The organism is Acuticoccus kandeliae, from assembly GCF_003073115.1.
In genome coordinates this window covers 1,060,503-1,076,737 of the sequence record NZ_QBBV01000002.1, presented here as the reverse complement: position 1 = coordinate 1,076,737, position 16,235 = coordinate 1,060,503, and the positions used below count along the sequence as shown (strand labels likewise).

General features: G+C 68.9%; 17 protein-coding genes. 13 read left to right on the top strand and 4 right to left on the bottom strand.

The annotated features are described in order from the left end of the window. The first annotated feature begins 8 nt into the window (after positions 1-8). The 5 genes from tatB to DBV35_RS17720 all read left to right on the top strand — a co-directional run bounded on the left by tatB (position 9) and on the right by DBV35_RS17720 (position 4,850). Positions 9-566 (top strand): Sec-independent protein translocase protein TatB, encoded by a 558-nt coding sequence (tatB, locus tag DBV35_RS17740; protein WP_108661630.1) that lies wholly within the window; start codon positions 9-11, stop codon positions 564-566. Continuing rightward, positions 563-1,366 carry a twin-arginine translocase subunit TatC gene (gene tatC / locus DBV35_RS17735; RefSeq protein WP_108661629.1) on the top strand — a complete coding sequence of 268 codons (804 nt, stop codon included), beginning with the start codon at positions 563-565 and terminating at the stop codon, positions 1,364-1,366. Before tatB ends, tatC begins: the two co-directional genes overlap by 4 nt. A gap of 188 nt (positions 1,367-1,554) precedes the next feature. After that, positions 1,555-2,832, top strand: a complete 1,278-nt coding sequence (gene serS, locus DBV35_RS17730) for a serine--tRNA ligase (RefSeq protein ID WP_108661628.1) — start codon at positions 1,555-1,557, stop codon at positions 2,830-2,832. Next, positions 2,829-3,479, top strand: coding sequence for a protein-L-isoaspartate(D-aspartate) O-methyltransferase (locus tag DBV35_RS17725; RefSeq protein ID WP_108661627.1), 651 nt, complete (start codon positions 2,829-2,831; stop codon positions 3,477-3,479). Before serS ends, DBV35_RS17725 begins: the two co-directional genes overlap by 4 nt. A 246-nt stretch (positions 3,480-3,725) precedes the next feature. Continuing rightward, positions 3,726-4,850, top strand: coding sequence for a peptidoglycan DD-metalloendopeptidase family protein (locus tag DBV35_RS17720; protein WP_170134970.1), 1,125 nt, complete (start codon positions 3,726-3,728; stop codon positions 4,848-4,850). A 95-nt stretch (positions 4,851-4,945) separates the two neighbouring features. Here the strand turns inward: DBV35_RS17720 and DBV35_RS17715 are convergent, their stop codons facing one another. From DBV35_RS17715 to folK, 3 genes are read right to left on the bottom strand one after another with little or no spacing between them, the layout of a single operon-like run. Beyond that, positions 4,946-5,794 carry an ATP-binding protein gene (locus DBV35_RS17715; protein WP_108661625.1) on the bottom strand — a complete coding sequence of 283 codons (849 nt, stop codon included), beginning with the start codon at positions 5,792-5,794 and terminating at the stop codon, positions 4,946-4,948. A 30-nt stretch (positions 5,795-5,824) separates the two neighbouring features. Further along, positions 5,825-6,631, bottom strand: coding sequence for a dihydropteroate synthase (gene folP / locus DBV35_RS17710; protein ID WP_108661624.1), 807 nt, complete (start codon positions 6,629-6,631; stop codon positions 5,825-5,827). Then, a complete protein-coding gene (gene folK / locus DBV35_RS17705; RefSeq protein WP_108661623.1) occupies positions 6,628-7,116 on the bottom strand; it encodes a 2-amino-4-hydroxy-6-hydroxymethyldihydropteridine diphosphokinase in 489 nt (162 codons plus the stop codon). Before folK ends, folP begins: the two co-directional genes overlap by 4 nt. A gap of 298 nt (positions 7,117-7,414) precedes the next feature. Here folK and yajC point away from each other — a divergent pair, with 298 nt between their 5' ends. Genes yajC through DBV35_RS17680 form a run of 5 tightly spaced genes read left to right on the top strand, consistent with a single transcriptional unit; the run spans position 7,415 to position 11,576 of the window. After that, complete coding sequence (gene yajC, locus DBV35_RS17700) at positions 7,415-7,750, top strand: preprotein translocase subunit YajC (RefSeq protein WP_108661622.1); 336 nt, start codon at positions 7,415-7,417, stop codon at positions 7,748-7,750. Next, positions 7,750-9,369 (top strand): protein translocase subunit SecD, encoded by a 1,620-nt coding sequence (gene secD / locus DBV35_RS17695; RefSeq protein ID WP_108661621.1) that lies wholly within the window; start codon positions 7,750-7,752, stop codon positions 9,367-9,369. The genes yajC and secD overlap by 1 nt, the downstream gene beginning before the upstream one ends. Positions 9,370-9,373: 4 nt before the next feature. After that, complete coding sequence (gene secF, locus DBV35_RS17690) at positions 9,374-10,333, top strand: protein translocase subunit SecF (RefSeq protein ID WP_108661620.1); 960 nt, start codon at positions 9,374-9,376, stop codon at positions 10,331-10,333. Next, positions 10,333-10,722, top strand: coding sequence for an Mth938-like domain-containing protein (locus DBV35_RS17685; RefSeq protein WP_108661619.1), 390 nt, complete (start codon positions 10,333-10,335; stop codon positions 10,720-10,722). The genes secF and DBV35_RS17685 overlap by 1 nt, the downstream gene beginning before the upstream one ends. Next, a complete protein-coding gene (locus DBV35_RS17680; RefSeq protein WP_157961823.1) occupies positions 10,722-11,576 on the top strand; it encodes a squalene/phytoene synthase family protein in 855 nt (284 codons plus the stop codon). The genes DBV35_RS17685 and DBV35_RS17680 overlap by 1 nt, the downstream gene beginning before the upstream one ends. A 6-nt stretch (positions 11,577-11,582) precedes the next feature. Here the strand turns inward: DBV35_RS17680 and DBV35_RS17675 are convergent, their stop codons facing one another. Continuing rightward, a complete protein-coding gene (locus DBV35_RS17675; RefSeq protein ID WP_108661617.1) occupies positions 11,583-12,005 on the bottom strand; it encodes an acyl-CoA thioesterase in 423 nt (140 codons plus the stop codon). A 141-nt stretch (positions 12,006-12,146) separates the two neighbouring features. On the opposite strand from DBV35_RS17675, the gene DBV35_RS17670 reads away from it, so the two are divergent. From DBV35_RS17670 to DBV35_RS17660, 3 genes are read left to right on the top strand one after another with little or no spacing between them, the layout of a single operon-like run. Then, positions 12,147-13,841, top strand: a complete 1,695-nt coding sequence (locus DBV35_RS17670) for a thiamine pyrophosphate-binding protein (protein WP_108661616.1) — start codon at positions 12,147-12,149, stop codon at positions 13,839-13,841. Next, positions 13,838-14,968 (top strand): enolase C-terminal domain-like protein, encoded by a 1,131-nt coding sequence (locus DBV35_RS17665; protein WP_108661996.1) that lies wholly within the window; start codon positions 13,838-13,840, stop codon positions 14,966-14,968. The genes DBV35_RS17670 and DBV35_RS17665 overlap by 4 nt, the downstream gene beginning before the upstream one ends. Beyond that, positions 14,965-16,218: an NAD(P)/FAD-dependent oxidoreductase gene (locus tag DBV35_RS17660; protein WP_108661615.1), complete on the top strand. Its 1,254-nt coding sequence runs from the start codon at positions 14,965-14,967 to the stop codon at positions 16,216-16,218. The genes DBV35_RS17665 and DBV35_RS17660 overlap by 4 nt, the downstream gene beginning before the upstream one ends. The last annotated feature ends 17 nt before the right edge of the window (positions 16,219-16,235 follow it).

Here is a 16,235-nt window from a genome sequence, read left to right as displayed (position 1 = left end):
GATCTCGAGTGTTTGACATTGCCTGGTCGGAGATCCTCGTTGTCGCGGTGATCGCGATCATCGTGGTGGGGCCGAAGGAACTGCCGGGCATGCTGCGCGCCTTCGGCAGAACGTTCGGCCAGGTCCGACGGACGGCCCGCGAATTCCAGAACACGTTCAACGACGCCCTGCGCGAGGCGGAGCGTCAGGCCAACCTCGACGATGTGAAGAAGGACATGGCGGGGGTGACGAAGTCGCTCGACACCGCGAAGTCCCTCGACCCGACGAAGAGCCTGCGCAAGAGCCTCGACGACGCCAAGAAGTCGCTGACGTCCAGCGCGGGCGCGACGAAGGACGAGAAGCCGGACGTGGTGCCCCTGAAGAGCGCCGCCCCCGAACCGGTCGCCGAAGCGCCGGTCGCCCCATTGCCGGCTGCCGCAGCGCCGGTTGCCGAAACGGCGCCGACCCCCGTTCCGCCGCCCGCGGCGGAGCCAGAGCCGGTCCCCGCCGCACCGACGAGCACGCCCGAAGCCGCCGCCACCGAAGACTCGCCGCGCGCAGCCGCTGCCGGAGCTGAACGTCGATGACGCACGAGGACATCGAGGCCTCCAGCGCCCCGCTGATCGATCATCTGATCGAGCTGCGGTCGCGCCTCATCAAGTCCATCATCGCGATCGCGATCGCGTTCGTGGTGTGCTTCTATTTCGCGTCAGACATCTTCAACATTCTCGTCATTCCGTACGAGCGTGCTGCGGGCAATCTGCGCGAGATCCAATTCATCTACACGGCGCCGCAGGAATATTTCTTCACCCAGCTGAAGCTCGCCCTCTTCGGTGCGCTCTTCCTGGCGTTCCCGGTGATCGCGTCGCAGATCTACATGTTCGTGGCGCCCGGCCTCTACCACAACGAACGCGGCGCATTCCGCCCGTTCCTGGTCGCGACGCCGATCCTCTTCGCGCTCGGCGCGGCGCTCGTCTATTTCGTGGTGATGCCGCTCGCGATGGGCTTCTTCCTGTCGATGGAGCAGCAGGGGACGGGCGACCAGGCCTCGATCCAGCTTCTGGCGCGGACCAGCGAATATCTGAACCTCATCATGGTGCTGATCTTCGCGTTCGGCATCGTGTTCCAGACGCCGGTGATCCTGACGCTGCTCGGCCGGGCCGGCCTCGTGACCGCGGCGGACCTTCGCAAGAAGCGCAAATATGCGATCGTGATCGCCTTCATCATCGCCGCCGTGCTGACCCCGCCCGATCCGATCAGCCAGATCAGCCTCGCAATTCCGGGTCTCATTCTCTACGAGATCTCGATCCTCGCGGTGCGGCGCATCGAGCGCCAGCGCGAAGCGGCCGCGGCGGCGGAAGCCGCGGAAGAGGCGGCCGAGACCTGAGGCTCGGCCCGCCAAGTCCGCGAACCTCTGAGGCCAGCCGTGCGCATCGCGCGGCTGGCCTTTTCGTTTGCGCGCCTCCGCGTCCCGCCTGCGCCTATGGTGAATGCGGATGTCGGGCTGTATAGGTCCACCAGCCTGGAGGATGGGGAGCGCCCGGTTCTTCCGACAACCACCGCTGAGTAGGACCTATGTTCGATATTCGCGCCGTTCGCGACGCGCCCGACGCCTTTGACGCCGCGCTGAAGAAGCGCGGGCTTGAGCCTGCGGCCGCCCGTCTCCTCTCCCTTGACGATGCCCGCCGCTCCGTCATCTCGCGCCTCCAGGAGGCGCAGACGAAGCGCAACACTGCGTCGAAGGCCATCGGCAAGGCGAAGGCCTCCAAGGACGAGGCGGAGGCGCAGCGGCTCATCGACGAGGTCGCGACGCTGAAGGCCGAGATCCAGGCTGGCGAGGACGCCGAGCGTGAGGCGAACGAGGCGCTGCTGACCGAGCTTTCCGCGCTCCCCAACATGGTGCTCCCGGAGGTCCCGGAGGGGGCGGACGAGAGCGACAATGTGGAGCTGCGCCGGGTCGGCACGCCGCGCACCTTCGCCTTCGCCCCCAAGGAGCACGACGCGATCGGCGAGGGGCTCGGCCTCATGGACGTCGAGAAGGCGGGGATGCTCGCCGGCGCGCGCTTCACGATCCTGACGGGCAAGCTCGCCCGCCTGGAGCGCGCGCTCGGCCAGTTCATGATCGACCTCCACACGCGGGAGCACGGCTACACCGAGGTGAGCCCGCCGCTGCTGGTGCGGGACGCGGCCGTCTTCGGCACCGCGCAGCTGCCGAAATTCGCCGACGACCTCTTCAAGACCACCGATGGGCGCTGGCTGATCCCGACCGCGGAGGTGCCGCTCACCAACCTCGTGCGCGAGCAGATCCTCGACGCGACGGCGCTGCCGCTGCGCGTGACGGCGCTGACGCCCTGCTTCCGCTCCGAGGCGGGCTCGGCCGGGCGCGACACGCGCGGCATGCTGCGCCAGCACCAATTCTCCAAGTGCGAGCTCGTGGCGATCACGACGCCGGAAGAGTCGCTGAACGAGCAGGAGCGGATGGCCGCCTCCGCCGAGGCCGTCCTGCAGGCTCTGGGGCTGCCCTATCGCGTCGTCACCCTCTCGACCGGCGATATCGGCTTCGCCGCGCAGCGCACTTACGACATCGAGGTCTGGCTCCCCGGCCAGAACACCTATCGCGAGATCTCGTCCGTGTCGGTCTGCGGCGACTTCCAGGCACGCCGGATGGAGGCGCGCTATCGGCCCGAGCCCGACGCGCATCCGCGCTATGTCCACACGCTGAACGGCTCCGGCGTCGCCGTCGGCCGCGCGCTCATCGCGGTCATGGAGAACTACCAGGAAGAGGACGGCTCGATCCGCATCCCGGACGTTCTCTTGCCGTATACCGGGTTCGACCGCATATCGGCTGAATGAGCGAAGACGAGGAGGCGATCGCGCGAGCCGAGCTCGCGATGCACCTTCGCCGGCAGAACGTGGCCTCACGGGCCACGCTGGCGGTCCTCGAAAGCGTGCCGCGATCGCTCTTCCTCAGTGCGCCGCACAAGCGCCTGGCCTACCAGGACCGTGCGGCGCCCATCGATTGCGGGCAGACCATCTCCCAGCCCACCGTCGTCGCCATGATGACCGATGCGCTGGAGCTCGAGCCGACGATGACCGTCCTCGAGATCGGCACGGGATCGGGATACCAGACGGCGATCTTGTCCCGCCTTGCCCACCACGTCTACTCGGTGGAGCGCTATCATCTCCTGTCCGAGCTCGCCGCCGAGCGCCTCAGGGTGCTGCGGATCGACAACGTGTCGCTCTGCGTCGGCGACGGTCATGACGGCTGGCCCGAGCACGCCCCCTATGACAGGATCATCGTGACGGCGGCGACGCCGGCGGTGCCCGAGGCGCTCGTCTCTCAGCTCAAGTTGGACGGCATTCTGGTAGCCCCGATCGGCGATCAGGAGCACACGCAGGAGTTGCTCAAATGCCGCCTGACCGCCGACGGGCTCGAGGGCGAACGGATCGCCGATGTGCGATTTGTGCCGATGGTCGCAGGTGTCGCAGACGTTCTGTGACACGCCTGCAACACTTCCCGCGGATGGAGAAAAGCAACTCAAAATCCAAGAGTTTGCGGGCAATTCTGACCAGGATCTTAAAGTTTCGTTAGCGTCTCGACGCGCCTTATTGGGCCTGTAATTTCCTGGCGCAGAGGGGTGCGAGTGATGCGCGATAGGCTGCAAAGTTTCGGGCATTCAGCCGCTGCAAGGATCGTCCTGGTTGCGTCCCTCGCCGGTCTCGCAGCCGGCTGTTCCTCGGGGGCGATGCGGCTCACCGAGGGGCCGCTCTTCGCCGGCTCGGCGGCGAAACAGACCGCGGCCATCGAGTCGAGCGACCTCAGCCCGCTCGGCGGCCCGAACGCTCTCGCCGCGGCGGACACCAGCGGCAACATCCAGACTCCGAAGACGCTGCGTGATCGCGGCTGGAGCGTCGAGGGTGCGCCGATCGTCGAGGTGACGAGCGCGGACAACGCCCAGACGCTGAGCAAGGGCTTCGGCGTTCCCGTGAACGTGATCCTGGAGGCGAACGGCCTTACCAACGCGTCCCAGATCCGTCCGGGCCAGCGCCTCGTCATTCCGACCTACGTCTATCGCGACCAGCCGGCGACGACGACGCCCGAGGTCGCGACCGAGACCGTGATGGCGGCCGAGACGGTGACCGGCGCGCCGGCGATGACGCTGAACGCGCAGGCCCAGGAAGGCCGCTATGTCGTCCAGCCCGGCGACACGCTCTATTCCATCGCCACCAAGCACGGCGTTTCCCAGCAGGAGGTCGCGCGCCTCAACAACCTGCCCCCGACGGGCACGGTGATGACCGGCACGACGCTGCGCATCCCGTCCGCGGGTGCGGCGGGCCCGGCCGCCGCGCAGGAGACGCAGGTCGCCTCCCTGCCGCCGGCCCAGTCCCCGACCCCGACGATGACGGACGCCGCCCCCGAGGCCGCGCAGGAGCGCGCCGCCACCGCGAACGCGACGCCTGACGTCTCGGGTGGCGCCGACTCCGGCGGTGCCGAGGGCTTCCGCTGGCCGGTCCGCGGCCGCATCATCGCCGGCTTCGGCATCCAGGCCGACGGCGCCCGCAATGACGGCATCAACCTCGCGGTCCCGGCCGGCACGCCCGTCCACGCCGCCGAGGAGGGCACCGTGATCTATGCCGGCAACGAGCTGGAGGGCTACGGCAACCTGATCCTCGTCCAGCACAAGGACGACTGGGTCTCCGCCTACGCCCACAATGAGGAGCTGAAGGTCTCCCGTGGCGACAAGGTGAAGCGCGGCCAGCTGATCGCGAATGTCGGCAAGACCGGCTCCGTGGAGCAGCCCCAGCTCCACTTCGAGCTCCGCCGCAAGTCCAAGCCCGTCGATCCGCTGCCGCACCTCTCCGGCGCCTGATCGACCCCATCGCACCCCGCACGAAAAAAGGCCCCCGGACAGACGTCCGGGGGCCTTTTGCGTTGGGGGGCGTCCCGCGCGGCAGCGGGTGACTGTCAGAGGGTGATCGGCACGCCGAGGCGGCCGGCGAGGTCCTGCACGAACTGCCAGGCGACGCGGCCGGAGCGCGAACCGCGCGTCGTCGACCATTCGAGCGCCTGGTGGCGCAGATCGTCCGCCGCGACCTCGATCCCGAACGCGTTCACATAGCCGTTCACCATCGCGAGATATTCGTCCTGCGAGCAGCGGTGGAAGCCGAGCCAGAGGCCGAACCGGTCGGAGAGGGAGACCTTCTCCTCGACCGCGTCGCCCGGATTGATCGCGCTGCCGCGCTCGTTCTCCACCATGTCGCGCGCGAGGATGTGGCGCCGGTTCGAGGTGGCGTAGAAGAGGACGTTCTCCGGCCGCCCCTCGACGCCGCCATCGAGGACCGCCTTCAGCGACTTGTAGGACGTCTCGCCCGCGTCGAAGGAGAGGTCGTCGCACAGGATGATGAAGCGGTGCGCGGTGGGGCGCAGGATCGTCATGAGCTGCGGCAGGCTCGCGATGTCCTCACGGTGGATCTCGACGAGCTTCAGGCCCGGGATCGAGGCGTGGGCGGCCTTCACGAGGGAGGACTTGCCCATCCCGCGCGCGCCCCACAGGAGGGCGTTGTTGGCCGGCAGGCCCGCCGCGAAGCGCTGCGTGTTCTCCAGCAGGCGGTCGCGGTTGGCGTCGATCCCCTTGAGGAGGTGGATGTCGACGCGGCTGACGGCCGGGACGGGGGTCAGCTCGCCGCGCTCGGCGTGCCACATGAAGGCGTCCGCGGCATCGAAATCCGGCTTGGGGCGGGCGGGCGGCGCCCAGCGCTCCAGCACGGAGATCAGATGGTCGAGGCGCGCGAGGAGGTCTTCGTTCGTGGACATGGCCGACTCTTCAGGCTCTTCTTGAGGCGGCTAGGAAGCGGCCGCCGGTGCGAGGGGAGATAGACGATCGCGCAGCGCCTTGTGGCGCGCGATATCGTGGACGCGCAGATAGTCCACATTCGCGGCGAACAGGAAGGCCGACAGCGCGAGCGTGACGTCGTCGCGCTCCGGTGCCGGGCGATCGGTGAACAGGGTCAGGAAGGATTTGCGCGAGTGACCGACGAGGATCGGGCACCCGAGCGCGCGGAATTCGCCGACCCGCGCGACGATCGCGATCGCCTGGTCCGGCGAGGGGCCGAAGCCGAGGCCGGGGTCGAGGATGACGCGGCCGGCCGCGATCCCCTCGCGCGCCAGCGTGTCGAGGCGGTCGCGGAAGAAGGCGAGGATCGGGGGGAACGGGTCGCCGGGCGGCAACTTGATCTTCGGATCCACCGGCACCGTCAGCGAGTGCATGAGGACGAGGGGGCACGTGTGGCGCGCGACGACCGCGCGCATCGCGGGGTCGGCAAAGCCGGTGACGTCGTTGATCCAGTCGACGCCGAGATCGAGGGCGCGCGCCGCCGTCCCGGCATGGCGCGTGTCGAGGCTGACGGGGATGCCGGCCGACCCCGCCATGCGCACGATCGCGTCGAGCGTCGGGGCGAGGCGCTCCCATTCGGCCTCGGGGGAGAGGGCGACGCCGTTCGGCCGCGTCGATTCGGCGCCGACATCGATCACGTCCGCCCCGTCCGCGATCAGCCGCTCGGCGTGGGCGAGCACTGCGTCGGCCGCGACGCGCGGCGCCGCCTCCGCGAAGGAATCGGGCGTGATGTTGAGGATGCCGACGAGCTTCGTCATGACCGGTCGAGCGCGTTCTTCAGTTCGAGGACGGTCTTGCCGAGCACGGGATGGCGCCAGTCCGGCGCGATCTCGGCCCAGGGGTCGAGCACGAAGGCGCGCGCGGCAAGGCCCGGATGGGGGATCACGAGATTGTCCTCCCGGATCACCGAATCGCCATAGCTCAGGATGTCGATGTCGATGAGGCGCGGGGCCCAGCGCTCCGCCGGACGGCGGCCGAGCGCGGCCTCGATCGCCTTGGTGCGCGCGATGAGCGCGGCGGGGGCGAGCGTTGTCTCGATCGCGACCACCTCGTTCAGATAGTCGATATTCCACGAGGGCGGGGCCCCGTCCGGCAGGAGCGCCGCGGTCGCGTAGCGGCTGGAGCGGGCGGTGACCGTGATGCCGGGCGTGTCGCCGAGCGCGGCGACGGCCGCATCGATCAGCGCGTCACGGTCGCCGAGATTGCTGCCGAGCGCGATATGGGCGCAGACGGGCGTTGTCATCGATCGAACGGCATTCCTGAAGACTATCGGGCAGACTTCGCCGCAGCGACGGCTGGTCGCGGGCGACCGTCAACACGCGGCGGGGAGGGGATCGTCTCCTCCTATGAAGCGAGTGATCCGTCTTTGCAAATGCGGCGGTCTGCCCTTTGTTCGCCACAGCTATCTGTCAAGAAGGACTGTTGCGCGCACCACGGGCGCGTTGCAATCGGGCGGCGGAGAGGTTACGTCCGCACGACTGGCGGCTGGCTGTGCGCGGGGGACTGCGTGCGTCGGCCGCGCCCACTTCAAAGGTTGTCCCATGCTCGTCACCGAAGCCTTCGCTCAGGCTCCTGGCGCCGGCGACGGCGGTGCAGGTTTCATAATCTCGCTCGCCCCGTTCCTGCTGATCTTCGTGATCATGTACTTCCTCATCATCCGCCCGCAGCGGCAGCGGATGAAGTCGCACCAGGCGATGATCGCGGCGTTGAAACGCAACGACACGGTCGTCACTGCCGGCGGCCTGATCGGCAAGATCGTCAAGATCGTCGATGACAACGAGGTTGAAGTGCGTTTTGGCGAGAACCAGCCGGTTCGGATCGTGCGCTCCACGATCACGGAAGTGCGCACAAAGCCCGAACCCGCCGCCAACGACTGATGCTGCACTTCGCCCGCTGGCAGACGACCGCGATCGTCCTCGTCATCATCATCGGGGTGGTTGCCCTCATCCCGAACCTCGTCCCTCGCAGCATGGTCGACGCGATGCCGTCGTGGCTGCCGAAGGAGCGCATCGTCCTCGGTCTCGACCTGCAGGGCGGCGCGTACCTCCTCTATGAGGTCGACCGCGAGGACTATATCGACAAGCGGCTTCGTTCGCTGACGAGCGATGTGCGACAGGCGCTGCGGACCGAACCGCGCATCGGCTATACCGGCCTCGGTGTGGTCGATGGCGGCGTTCAGGTCCGCGTGCGCGACGCCACCCAGTTCGACCAGGCGCGCCAGCGCCTGTCGGAGCTGACGAACCCACTCGCCGGCGGCCTCTTCGGCTCCGGCGCGGTGGATGAGTTCCAGCTCACCGAGGGGTCGAACAACACCCTTCGCCTGAGTTTCACCGAGGAGGGGCTTGCCCAGCGCATCCGCTCCATCGTCGACCAGTCGATCGAAGTCGTCCGCCGCCGCATCGACGAGCTCGGCACGACCGAGCCGAACATCCAGCGCCAGGGCGAGGACCGCATCCTCGTCGAGGCGCCCGGCGGCAATCCCGAGCAGCTGAAGGGCCTCGTCGGCACCACCGCGCAGCTCACCTTCCATCTCGTCGACACCTCGATCTCCGGGGAAGAGGCGCTGCGCACACGGCCCCCCGCGGGCACGATGGTGCTGTCGACCTCGGAGGACGATCCCGTCGAGCCGATGCGGCCCTACGTCGTTGAGGAGCAGCCGCTCCTCTCGGGCGAAGACCTCGTCGACGCGCAGCCTTCGTTTCAGCAGCAGACCAACGAGCCCGTCGTGACCTTCCGGCTGACGACCGCCGGGGCGCGCCAGTTCGGCCAGGTCACCTCCCAGAATGTCGGCCGTCCCTTCGCCATCGTCCTCGACGACGAGGTGATCTCGGCCCCCGTCATCCGCGAGCCCATCACCGGCGGCTCCGGCCAGATTTCCGGCTCCTTCACCGTCCAGTCCGCGAACGACCTCGCGATCCTGCTGCGCGCCGGCGCGCTGCCGGCCGCGTTGACGCTCGTCGAGGAGCGGACCGTCGGCCCCGGCCTCGGCGCCGACTCCATCGCGGCGGGCGAGATCGCGGCGATCGTGGCGGCGGTGCTCGTCGCCGGCTCGATGATCGCCGTCTACGGCCTCTTCGGCGTCTTCGCGAACATCGCCCTGGTCACCAACGTCGTCCTGATCCTCGGGCTCCTGTCGATCCTCGGCGCGACGCTGACCTTGCCGGGCATCGCGGGCATCGTCCTCACCATGGGCATGGCGGTCGACGCGAACGTGCTGATCTACGAGCGCATCCGCGACGAGGGGAGGGCCGGACGAACGCCGATCCTTGCCATCGACGCCGGCTTCAGCCGCGCGCTCGGCACGATTCTCGACGCCAACATCACGACGCTGATCGCGGCCGTCATCCTGTTCCAGCTCGGCTCCGGCCCGATCCGCGGCTTCGCGGTGACGCTTGCCATCGGCATTCTCACCACCGTCTTCACCGCCTTCCTGTTCACGCGGTTGATGGTCGCCCTCTGGGTCCGCCATCGCCGGCCGACCACGATTCCGGTGTAAGCCGATGAAAATGCTCTCTCTTCCCAGCGACACCAAGATCCCGTTCATGCGCTATCGCAAGACTGCGATGGTGTTCTCGATCGTGACGTCGCTCCTGTCGCTCGCCCTCTTCGGCGTGTTCGGCATGAATTACGGCATCGACTTCCGCGGCGGGACGATGATCGAGCTCCGCTTCCAGGAGCCCGTGAACGTCGCGGACCTGCGCCAGGAGATCGGCACGCTCAATCTCGGCGACGTGCAGATCGTGGAGTTCGGCGAGCCGACCGACGTCATGATCCGTATCGAGCAGCAGCCGGGCGGCGAGGAGGCCCAGCAGCGCGGCGTCATCCTCCTGCGCGACATCTACGGCGAGGCCGCGGACTTCCGCCGCGTCGAGGTCGTCGGCCCGCGCGTCTCGGGCGAGCTTGCCCAGGCGGGCGCCATCGCCGTCGTCGGCGCGCTCCTCGCGATCATGGCCTATATCTGGCTGCGCTTCGAATGGCACTTCGCCGTCGGCGCCGTCGTCACCACGATCCACGACGTCATCCTGACGATCGGGCTCTATTCGGTGACGCAGCTCGAGTTCAATCTGACATCGATCGCGGCGGTGCTGACGATCGTCGGCTACTCGCTGAACGACACGGTCGTCGTCTACGACCGCGTCCGCGAGAATTTGCGACGATACAAGCGTCTGCCCCTGTCCGAGCTGATCGACCTGTCGATCAACCAGATGCTGTCGCGCACCTTGATGACCTCGATCACCACGGTGCTCGCGCTGATCGCGCTCGTCATCTTCGGCGGCGAGGTGATCCGCTCGTTCACGATCGCCATGATCTTCGGCATCGTGGCCGGCACCTACTCGTCGATCTTCATCGCGGCCCCGCTCCTCATCCTCCTCAACCTGCGCCGTGGCGCGGCGCCGACGGGCGGGGACGAGGACACGGACGAGACGAGCGAAGAAGGGGCGGAGCCCGCCGGGGCCTGATGGCGGCCGGGCTCGTCATCCGCGACGCGCACTTCCCCGGCCGTTCGCCGATCGATGCGTACGGCAATGGGGGCTTCCGCTTCGCCGAGATGAGCCATGTCGGCTCGATCCTGTGCCTGCCCTCCGGCATCTACGGCTGGGCGCCGCGCACGATCGAGGAGATCACTCCCGACGCGCTCCAGCGCGTCCTCGAGGAGAAGGCGGAGATCGACGTCCTCCTCCTCGGCGTCGGCACGGTGCCGGTGCCGCCGACGACCGCGATCGTGCGCACCATGCGGGCCGCGGGCCTGCGCTTCGACACCATGACGACGGGCGCCGCCGTGCGCACCTTCAACGTCATGATCTCCGAGGAGCGGCGCGTCGCGGCCGGTTTCCTCGCGGTCGCGTGATGGACCTGTCCGCCGACGTCCGCGCCGGGGACCGCGTCCAATTCCTCGCGACTCTCTTCGCGCCCGAGCCGGTGCGCCCCGCGCTCCACGCGCTCGCCGCCTACCGGATCGAGCTCGGCCGCGTCGTCGCCACCGCGCGTGATCCGCTGGCGGCCGAGATCCGCCTCCAATGGTGGCGCGACGCGATCCGCGACCAGGGCTTCGGGGAGGGCGCGGCGGTGCCGCTGGTCCTCGCGCTGCGGGAGGCGATGGCGCGCTATGGCTGGCCCGCCGACACGCTCGTCGCGATGAGCGAGGCGCACATCCACGACCTCTACGCCGACCCCTTCGCCGATTTCGACGCCTTCGACGGCTATGCCGGCGAGACGCACGGCGCGGCCGTCCAGCTCACCGCGATGGCGCTCTCAGTCCACGCGCTCGGGGAGGGGGCGGGGTATGATGCGGCCCGCACCGCCGCGCGCGCGGCCGGCTATGCGGGCGTCGCGCTAACCTCGCTCGCCGCCGCCCGGCGCTTCGTGCCGCGCTTCCATGCGGGCCACACGCTCGCCCCCGAGAGCGTGCTGCGCGAGACCGTCGACGGCGACATCGCGCAGCATCTGACGGAAGGGACGCTGCCGGAGCGGGCGGAGGCGACCGTCATCGCCCTTCTCGACCATGGCGAGGCGGCGCACGAGGCGATGCGCGGCCTTCTGCCCGGCGTCGCCGCCCCGGCACGCGCCGCGTTCCTGACGGCCATCGCCGCGCGGCAGCCGCTCGGCGCGATCCGCCGCCGGCCGCTCGCCCCGCCGGAGTCCGGCGGATGGCGCGAGCAGTTCGCCCTGTGGCGCGCCGCGCGGACCGTCAACCGTCTCTGACGCCCCTCAGGCTGGGGTGAGGTAGGGGGTGAAGAGGGCGCGGATCGCCTCCGGGATCGGCGCCTTTTCGATCCCCTTCTCGCCGAGGCGGACGAAGACGCGCGTCTCGAATCCCTCCGCAGCCAGCACGTCACCGCGCGCAAAAACGTAGGCGAGGCGGAAGCTCGTGTTGCCGAGATGGGTGATCGTGGAATCGATCGTCAGCTCGTCGCCATAGCTCGACGGGGAGCGGAAGCTGCACCCGGTGTCGACGAGCGGGGTCGCGAGAAGGCCGAAATCGCTCTGCAGGCGGCGCTGGTCGAACCCCAGCGTGTTGGTCAGCGCGTGGTAGTGCGCATCCATCCACCGATAGAAATTCGGGTAGAACACGATCCCGGCGGCGTCGCATTCGCCCCATTCGATCAGCCGTGTCCGGCGGAAGATGGTCATCCTCGTCTCCAACCCTTTTGACCTCGCGCGGACATTCGCAGCCTCTGGTGGGCCTCGCTCCTTGACAGGGTCGTCCGCGTCGCGGCTCGATATCGCATCACTCCATCCGACCCAACCACAAGAAACACAAGACGGAACCCCATGACGGCACGCACCAATGAAATGACTGGCGCCGAGGCGATGGTGCGCCTCCTCCAAGCCTATGGCGTCAAGCACATGTTCGGCCTTTGCGGGGACACCACGCTGCCCTTCTATGACGCTCTGGCTCAGCTCGATCACGGCATCGAGCACATCCTGACGCGCGACGAGCGGCACGCGGCCTACATGGCCGACGCCTATGCCCGCGTCACCGGGCGGCCGGGCGTGTGCGAGGGGCCGTCGGGGGGCGGGGCGACCTACATCCTCCCCGGCGTCGTGGAGGCGAACGAGAGCTCCATCCCCATCATGGCGATCACGACCGACGTGTCGACGACGGCGCGCGGCAAGTATCCGCTGACCGAGCTCGACCAGGTGGCGCTGTTCCGTCCGCTGACGAAGTGGAACGCGACGCTCGACAATTCGGAGCGGCTCCCCGCGATGGTGCGCGCCGCCTTCCGCGCGATGACGACCGGCCGTCCGGGCGCGGTCCATCTCGCCTTCCCGTTCGACACGCAGAAGGGCGCGGTCTCCCAGTCCGAGATCTGGGCCGACCCGCGCCACCAGACCTTCCCGTCCGAGCGCGCCGGGCCTGACCCCGACGCGATCGAGGCGGCGGCGGACATCCTCGCGAAGTCCCGCGCGGCCGTCATCGTGTGCGGCGGCGGTCCGGTGATCGCCGGCGCGTTCGAGGAGCTCGCCGCCGTGGCGCGGGCGCTCGACTGCCCGGTCGCGACCACCGTCTCCGGCCAGGGCGCGATCGCCGAGACCGATCCGCTCGCCCTCGGCGTCGTCGGCTCCAATGGCGGCGCGCCCTCGACCCGCGCCGTCGTCGACGCGGCGGACGTCGTCATGTTCGTCGGCTGCCGCGCCGGTTCGGTGACGACGGAGCGCTGGCGCTCGCCCCCGCCGGGCCGCACGATCATCCACATCGACAGCGACCCGATGGTGATCGGCGCGAACTACCAGACCGAGGTCGCGATCGCGGCCGACGCGAAGCTCGCCCTCGGTGCGCTCGCGAAGGCGCTTGCGACGCGCACCCTCACCGGGCAGGGCGGCGCGGCCCGCGCGGCCGAGGCGTGGCGGGCGAAGCGCGAGGCGTTCGACGCGCTCGCCCTCAGCCACGACCGGCCGATCCGTCCGGAGGTGGCGATCAAGGCGCTGATGAACGTCCTCGACAAGGACGCGGTGATCGTCGCCGATCCCGGCACGCCGTGCCCCTATTTCTCGGCGCACTATCGCTGGCCGACGGCCGGACGCAACTTCATCACCAACCGCGCCCACGGCGCGCTCGGCTACGCGCTCGCCGCCTCGATGGGCGCCCATGTCGGCCGTCCGGACGTGAAGACGGTCGCGGTCATGGGCGACGGCTCGTTCAATTTCTGCTGCGGCGAGTTCGAGACGATCGTGCGCCACCGGATGCCGATCACCGCGATCGTCTTCTCCAACTCGACCTTCGGGTGGATCAAGGCGGGGCAGAATGCCGGCTTCGGCCAGCGCTTCTACAACGTCGATTTCGGCCGGACCGACCATGCCGCCGTCGCGAGCGCGTTCGGCGTCAGGAGCTGGCGCGTCGAGGATCCGGAGGAGCTTCCGGGCGTCCTGCGCGAGGCGGTCGCCCACGACGGCCCGACCCTCGTCGACATCATCTCCCAGCCGCTCCACGAGGCCGCCGCTCCGGTCTCCGAGTGGATCGCGTGAGCGCCGACGAACGCATCGTCGCGCTCGATCTCTGGCTCCTCAAGCTGCCGGTCGCCTCCCAGCGGGACCATGGGATCGGCAGCGTGGCGGGGGCGGTCGAGGTGGTCATCGTGCGCCTCACATCCGAGAGCGGGGCGGTCGGCTATGGCGAGGCCTCGCCCTGGTCGGTCTTCACCGGCACGCCCGAGGCCGCCTACGCCGCGCTCGACCGCTATATCCGCCCCTTCGTCGTCGGCGCGCGAGTCGGCGACATCGCCGCCATCATGGAACGGGCCCGCAAGGCCGTCGCCTTCTGCACCGACGCGAAGGCGGCGCTCGAGACCGCGCTCCTCGATTTGTCCGGACGCATCGCCGGCGTGCCGGTCTGGCTCCTCCTCGGCGGGCGCTGCCGGGACCGCATTCCGCTCTCCTGTTCGCTCGCCGACCCCGATTTTGGCGCGGACCTTGCTCTCGTCGAACGCTTGAAGGCGGACGGGGTCGGGATTGTGAAGTTGAAGGCCGGGGTGCGGGACCATCCATTCGACATGATGCGACTGGAGCGTCTCGCAGCCGAACATGGCGATCTCGACGTGCGCGTCGACTACAACCAGGGCCTTTCGCCGGGAGAGGCGTCCCGTGCCGTGCGCGATGTCGCCGACATGGGCGTGACCTTCATCGAGCAGCCCGTGCGGCACGACCAGTTCGCGCTGATGGCGCGGCTGCGCGACGAAATCGATGTCCCCCTCATCGCCGACGAGAGCGTCTTCGGGCCGGAGGACATGATGCGCGCGGTCGCGGAGGGGATTTGCGACGGCGTGTCCGTCAAGATCATGAAGTCGGGCGGCCCGCGGCGCGCGCTGACGGTGGCGGAGATGGCGGCGGCCGCCGGCCTCACCGCCTATGGCGGGGACATGTTCGAGACGGGGCTTGCCCATCTCGCGGGCGTGCACACCATCGCTGCGGCGCCGGCGATCACGCTCGGCTGCGAATTCTATCAGGCGAAATATTATCTCGTGGACGACATCCTGACCGAACCCTTCCCCATCGAAGGCGGCGACGTGGTGGTCCCCGACGGACCCGGCCTCGGCATCCTCCCCGACGAAGGCAAGCTTGCCCACTACGCGACCGCGTCGACGGTGTCCGCATGACCAAGGTGGCGGTGATCGGCGCCGGCATCGTCGGCGTCTCGACGGCGGCGTGGGCGCTGCGCGACGGGCACGAGGTCGTGCTGATCGACAAGCAGGGGCCGGGCGAGGGGACGAGCTACGGCAATGCCGGCATGCTCGCCTCCTGTTCGATCGTGCCCGTCTCGGTGCCGGGCCTTGCCCGCAAGGCGCCGAAGATGCTGTTCGACCCGCGCCAGCCTCTCTTCCTGAAGTGGGGGTATCTGCCGAAGGTCGCGCCCTGGCTCATCCAGTTCCTGAAGAACGCCAATCCGGCGGACACGCAGCGCATCGCCGCCGCGCTCGCCGAGATCACGGCCGACAGCATCGGCGAGCACCGGGCCGTCGCCGAGGGGACGCCGGCGGCCGACTATATCGTTCCCTCGGACTATGTGTTCGCCTATCGCGACCGCGAGCACTATGCCGGCGACGCGTTCGGCTGGGGCATCCGCAAGAAGCACGGCTATGAGTGGGAGGTGCTGGAGGGCGACGCCGTCCAGGCCTACGACCCGGCGCTTGCGAAGGACATTCGCTGCCTCGTGCGCGTGCCGGGGCACGGCTTCATCAGCGACCCCGGCGCCTATGTGAAGGCGCTCGCCGCCCATGTGGTCGGCGAGGGGGCGCAGCTCGTCACCGGCACGGCGGAGGGGATCGTCCAGGAGAACGGGCGCGTCACCGGCGTGCGCGTCGACGGGGAGACGATCGCCGCCGACGCCGTGGTGATCGCGCTCGGCGCCTGGTCCGCCCCGCTCGCCCGCTCGCTCGGCCTCACCGTGCCGCTCGAGAGCGAGCGCGGCTATCATCTGGAACTCTATGGCGTGAACCAGATGCCGAAATCGCCGACCTCGGTGATCGCCGGCAAGTTCGTCGCGACGCCGATGGCGGGGCGGCTCCGCCTTGCGGGCATCGTGGAATTCGGCGGGCTCGACGCGCCGCCCTCACGCCGTCCGGTTGCGCTCCTCGAGGAGAATATCCGCACCGCCATGCCCGGTCTCACCTGGACCGAGCAGCGGGAATGGCTCGGCCACCGTCCGAGCCTTCCCGATTCCCTGCCGATGATCGGGGAGGTGCCCAAGGTGAAGGGCGCTTTCCTCGGCTTCGGCCACCAGCATGTCGGCCTGACGTGTGGACCACGAACAGGCCGGCTTCTCGCGCAGCTGCTGTCGGGACGAAAACCCAACGTTGACATGGCTGCGTTCGCCCCATCACGCTTCACCACAGGTGCGCAACCTTAGACCGAACCAAAAAAGGA

Bases quoted from the DNA above. Each gene is read 5' to 3' on its own strand.
- tatC (WP_108661629.1), top strand. From the start codon at position 563: ATGACGCACGAGGACATCGAGGCCTCCAGCGCCCCGCTGATCGATCAT.
- serS (WP_108661628.1), top strand. From the start codon at position 1,555: ATGTTCGATATTCGCGCCGTTCGCGACGCGCCCGACGCCTTTGACGCC.
- DBV35_RS17725 (WP_108661627.1), top strand. From the start codon at position 2,829: ATGAGCGAAGACGAGGAGGCGATCGCGCGAGCCGAGCTCGCGATGCAC.
- DBV35_RS17720 (WP_170134970.1), top strand. From the start codon at position 3,726: ATGCGGCTCACCGAGGGGCCGCTCTTCGCCGGCTCGGCGGCGAAACAG.
- DBV35_RS17715 (WP_108661625.1), bottom strand. From the start codon at position 5,794: ATGTCCACGAACGAAGACCTCCTCGCGCGCCTCGACCATCTGATCTCC.
- folP (WP_108661624.1), bottom strand. From the start codon at position 6,631: ATGACGAAGCTCGTCGGCATCCTCAACATCACGCCCGATTCCTTCGCG.
- folK (WP_108661623.1), bottom strand. From the start codon at position 7,116: ATGACAACGCCCGTCTGCGCCCATATCGCGCTCGGCAGCAATCTCGGC.
- yajC (WP_108661622.1), top strand. From the start codon at position 7,415: ATGCTCGTCACCGAAGCCTTCGCTCAGGCTCCTGGCGCCGGCGACGGC.
- secD (WP_108661621.1), top strand. From the start codon at position 7,750: ATGCTGCACTTCGCCCGCTGGCAGACGACCGCGATCGTCCTCGTCATC.
- secF (WP_108661620.1), top strand. From the start codon at position 9,374: ATGAAAATGCTCTCTCTTCCCAGCGACACCAAGATCCCGTTCATGCGC.
- DBV35_RS17685 (WP_108661619.1), top strand. From the start codon at position 10,333: ATGGCGGCCGGGCTCGTCATCCGCGACGCGCACTTCCCCGGCCGTTCG.
- DBV35_RS17680 (WP_157961823.1), top strand. From the start codon at position 10,722: ATGGACCTGTCCGCCGACGTCCGCGCCGGGGACCGCGTCCAATTCCTC.
- DBV35_RS17675 (WP_108661617.1), bottom strand. From the start codon at position 12,005: ATGACCATCTTCCGCCGGACACGGCTGATCGAATGGGGCGAATGCGAC.
- DBV35_RS17670 (WP_108661616.1), top strand. From the start codon at position 12,147: ATGACGGCACGCACCAATGAAATGACTGGCGCCGAGGCGATGGTGCGC.
- DBV35_RS17660 (WP_108661615.1), top strand. From the start codon at position 14,965: ATGACCAAGGTGGCGGTGATCGGCGCCGGCATCGTCGGCGTCTCGACG.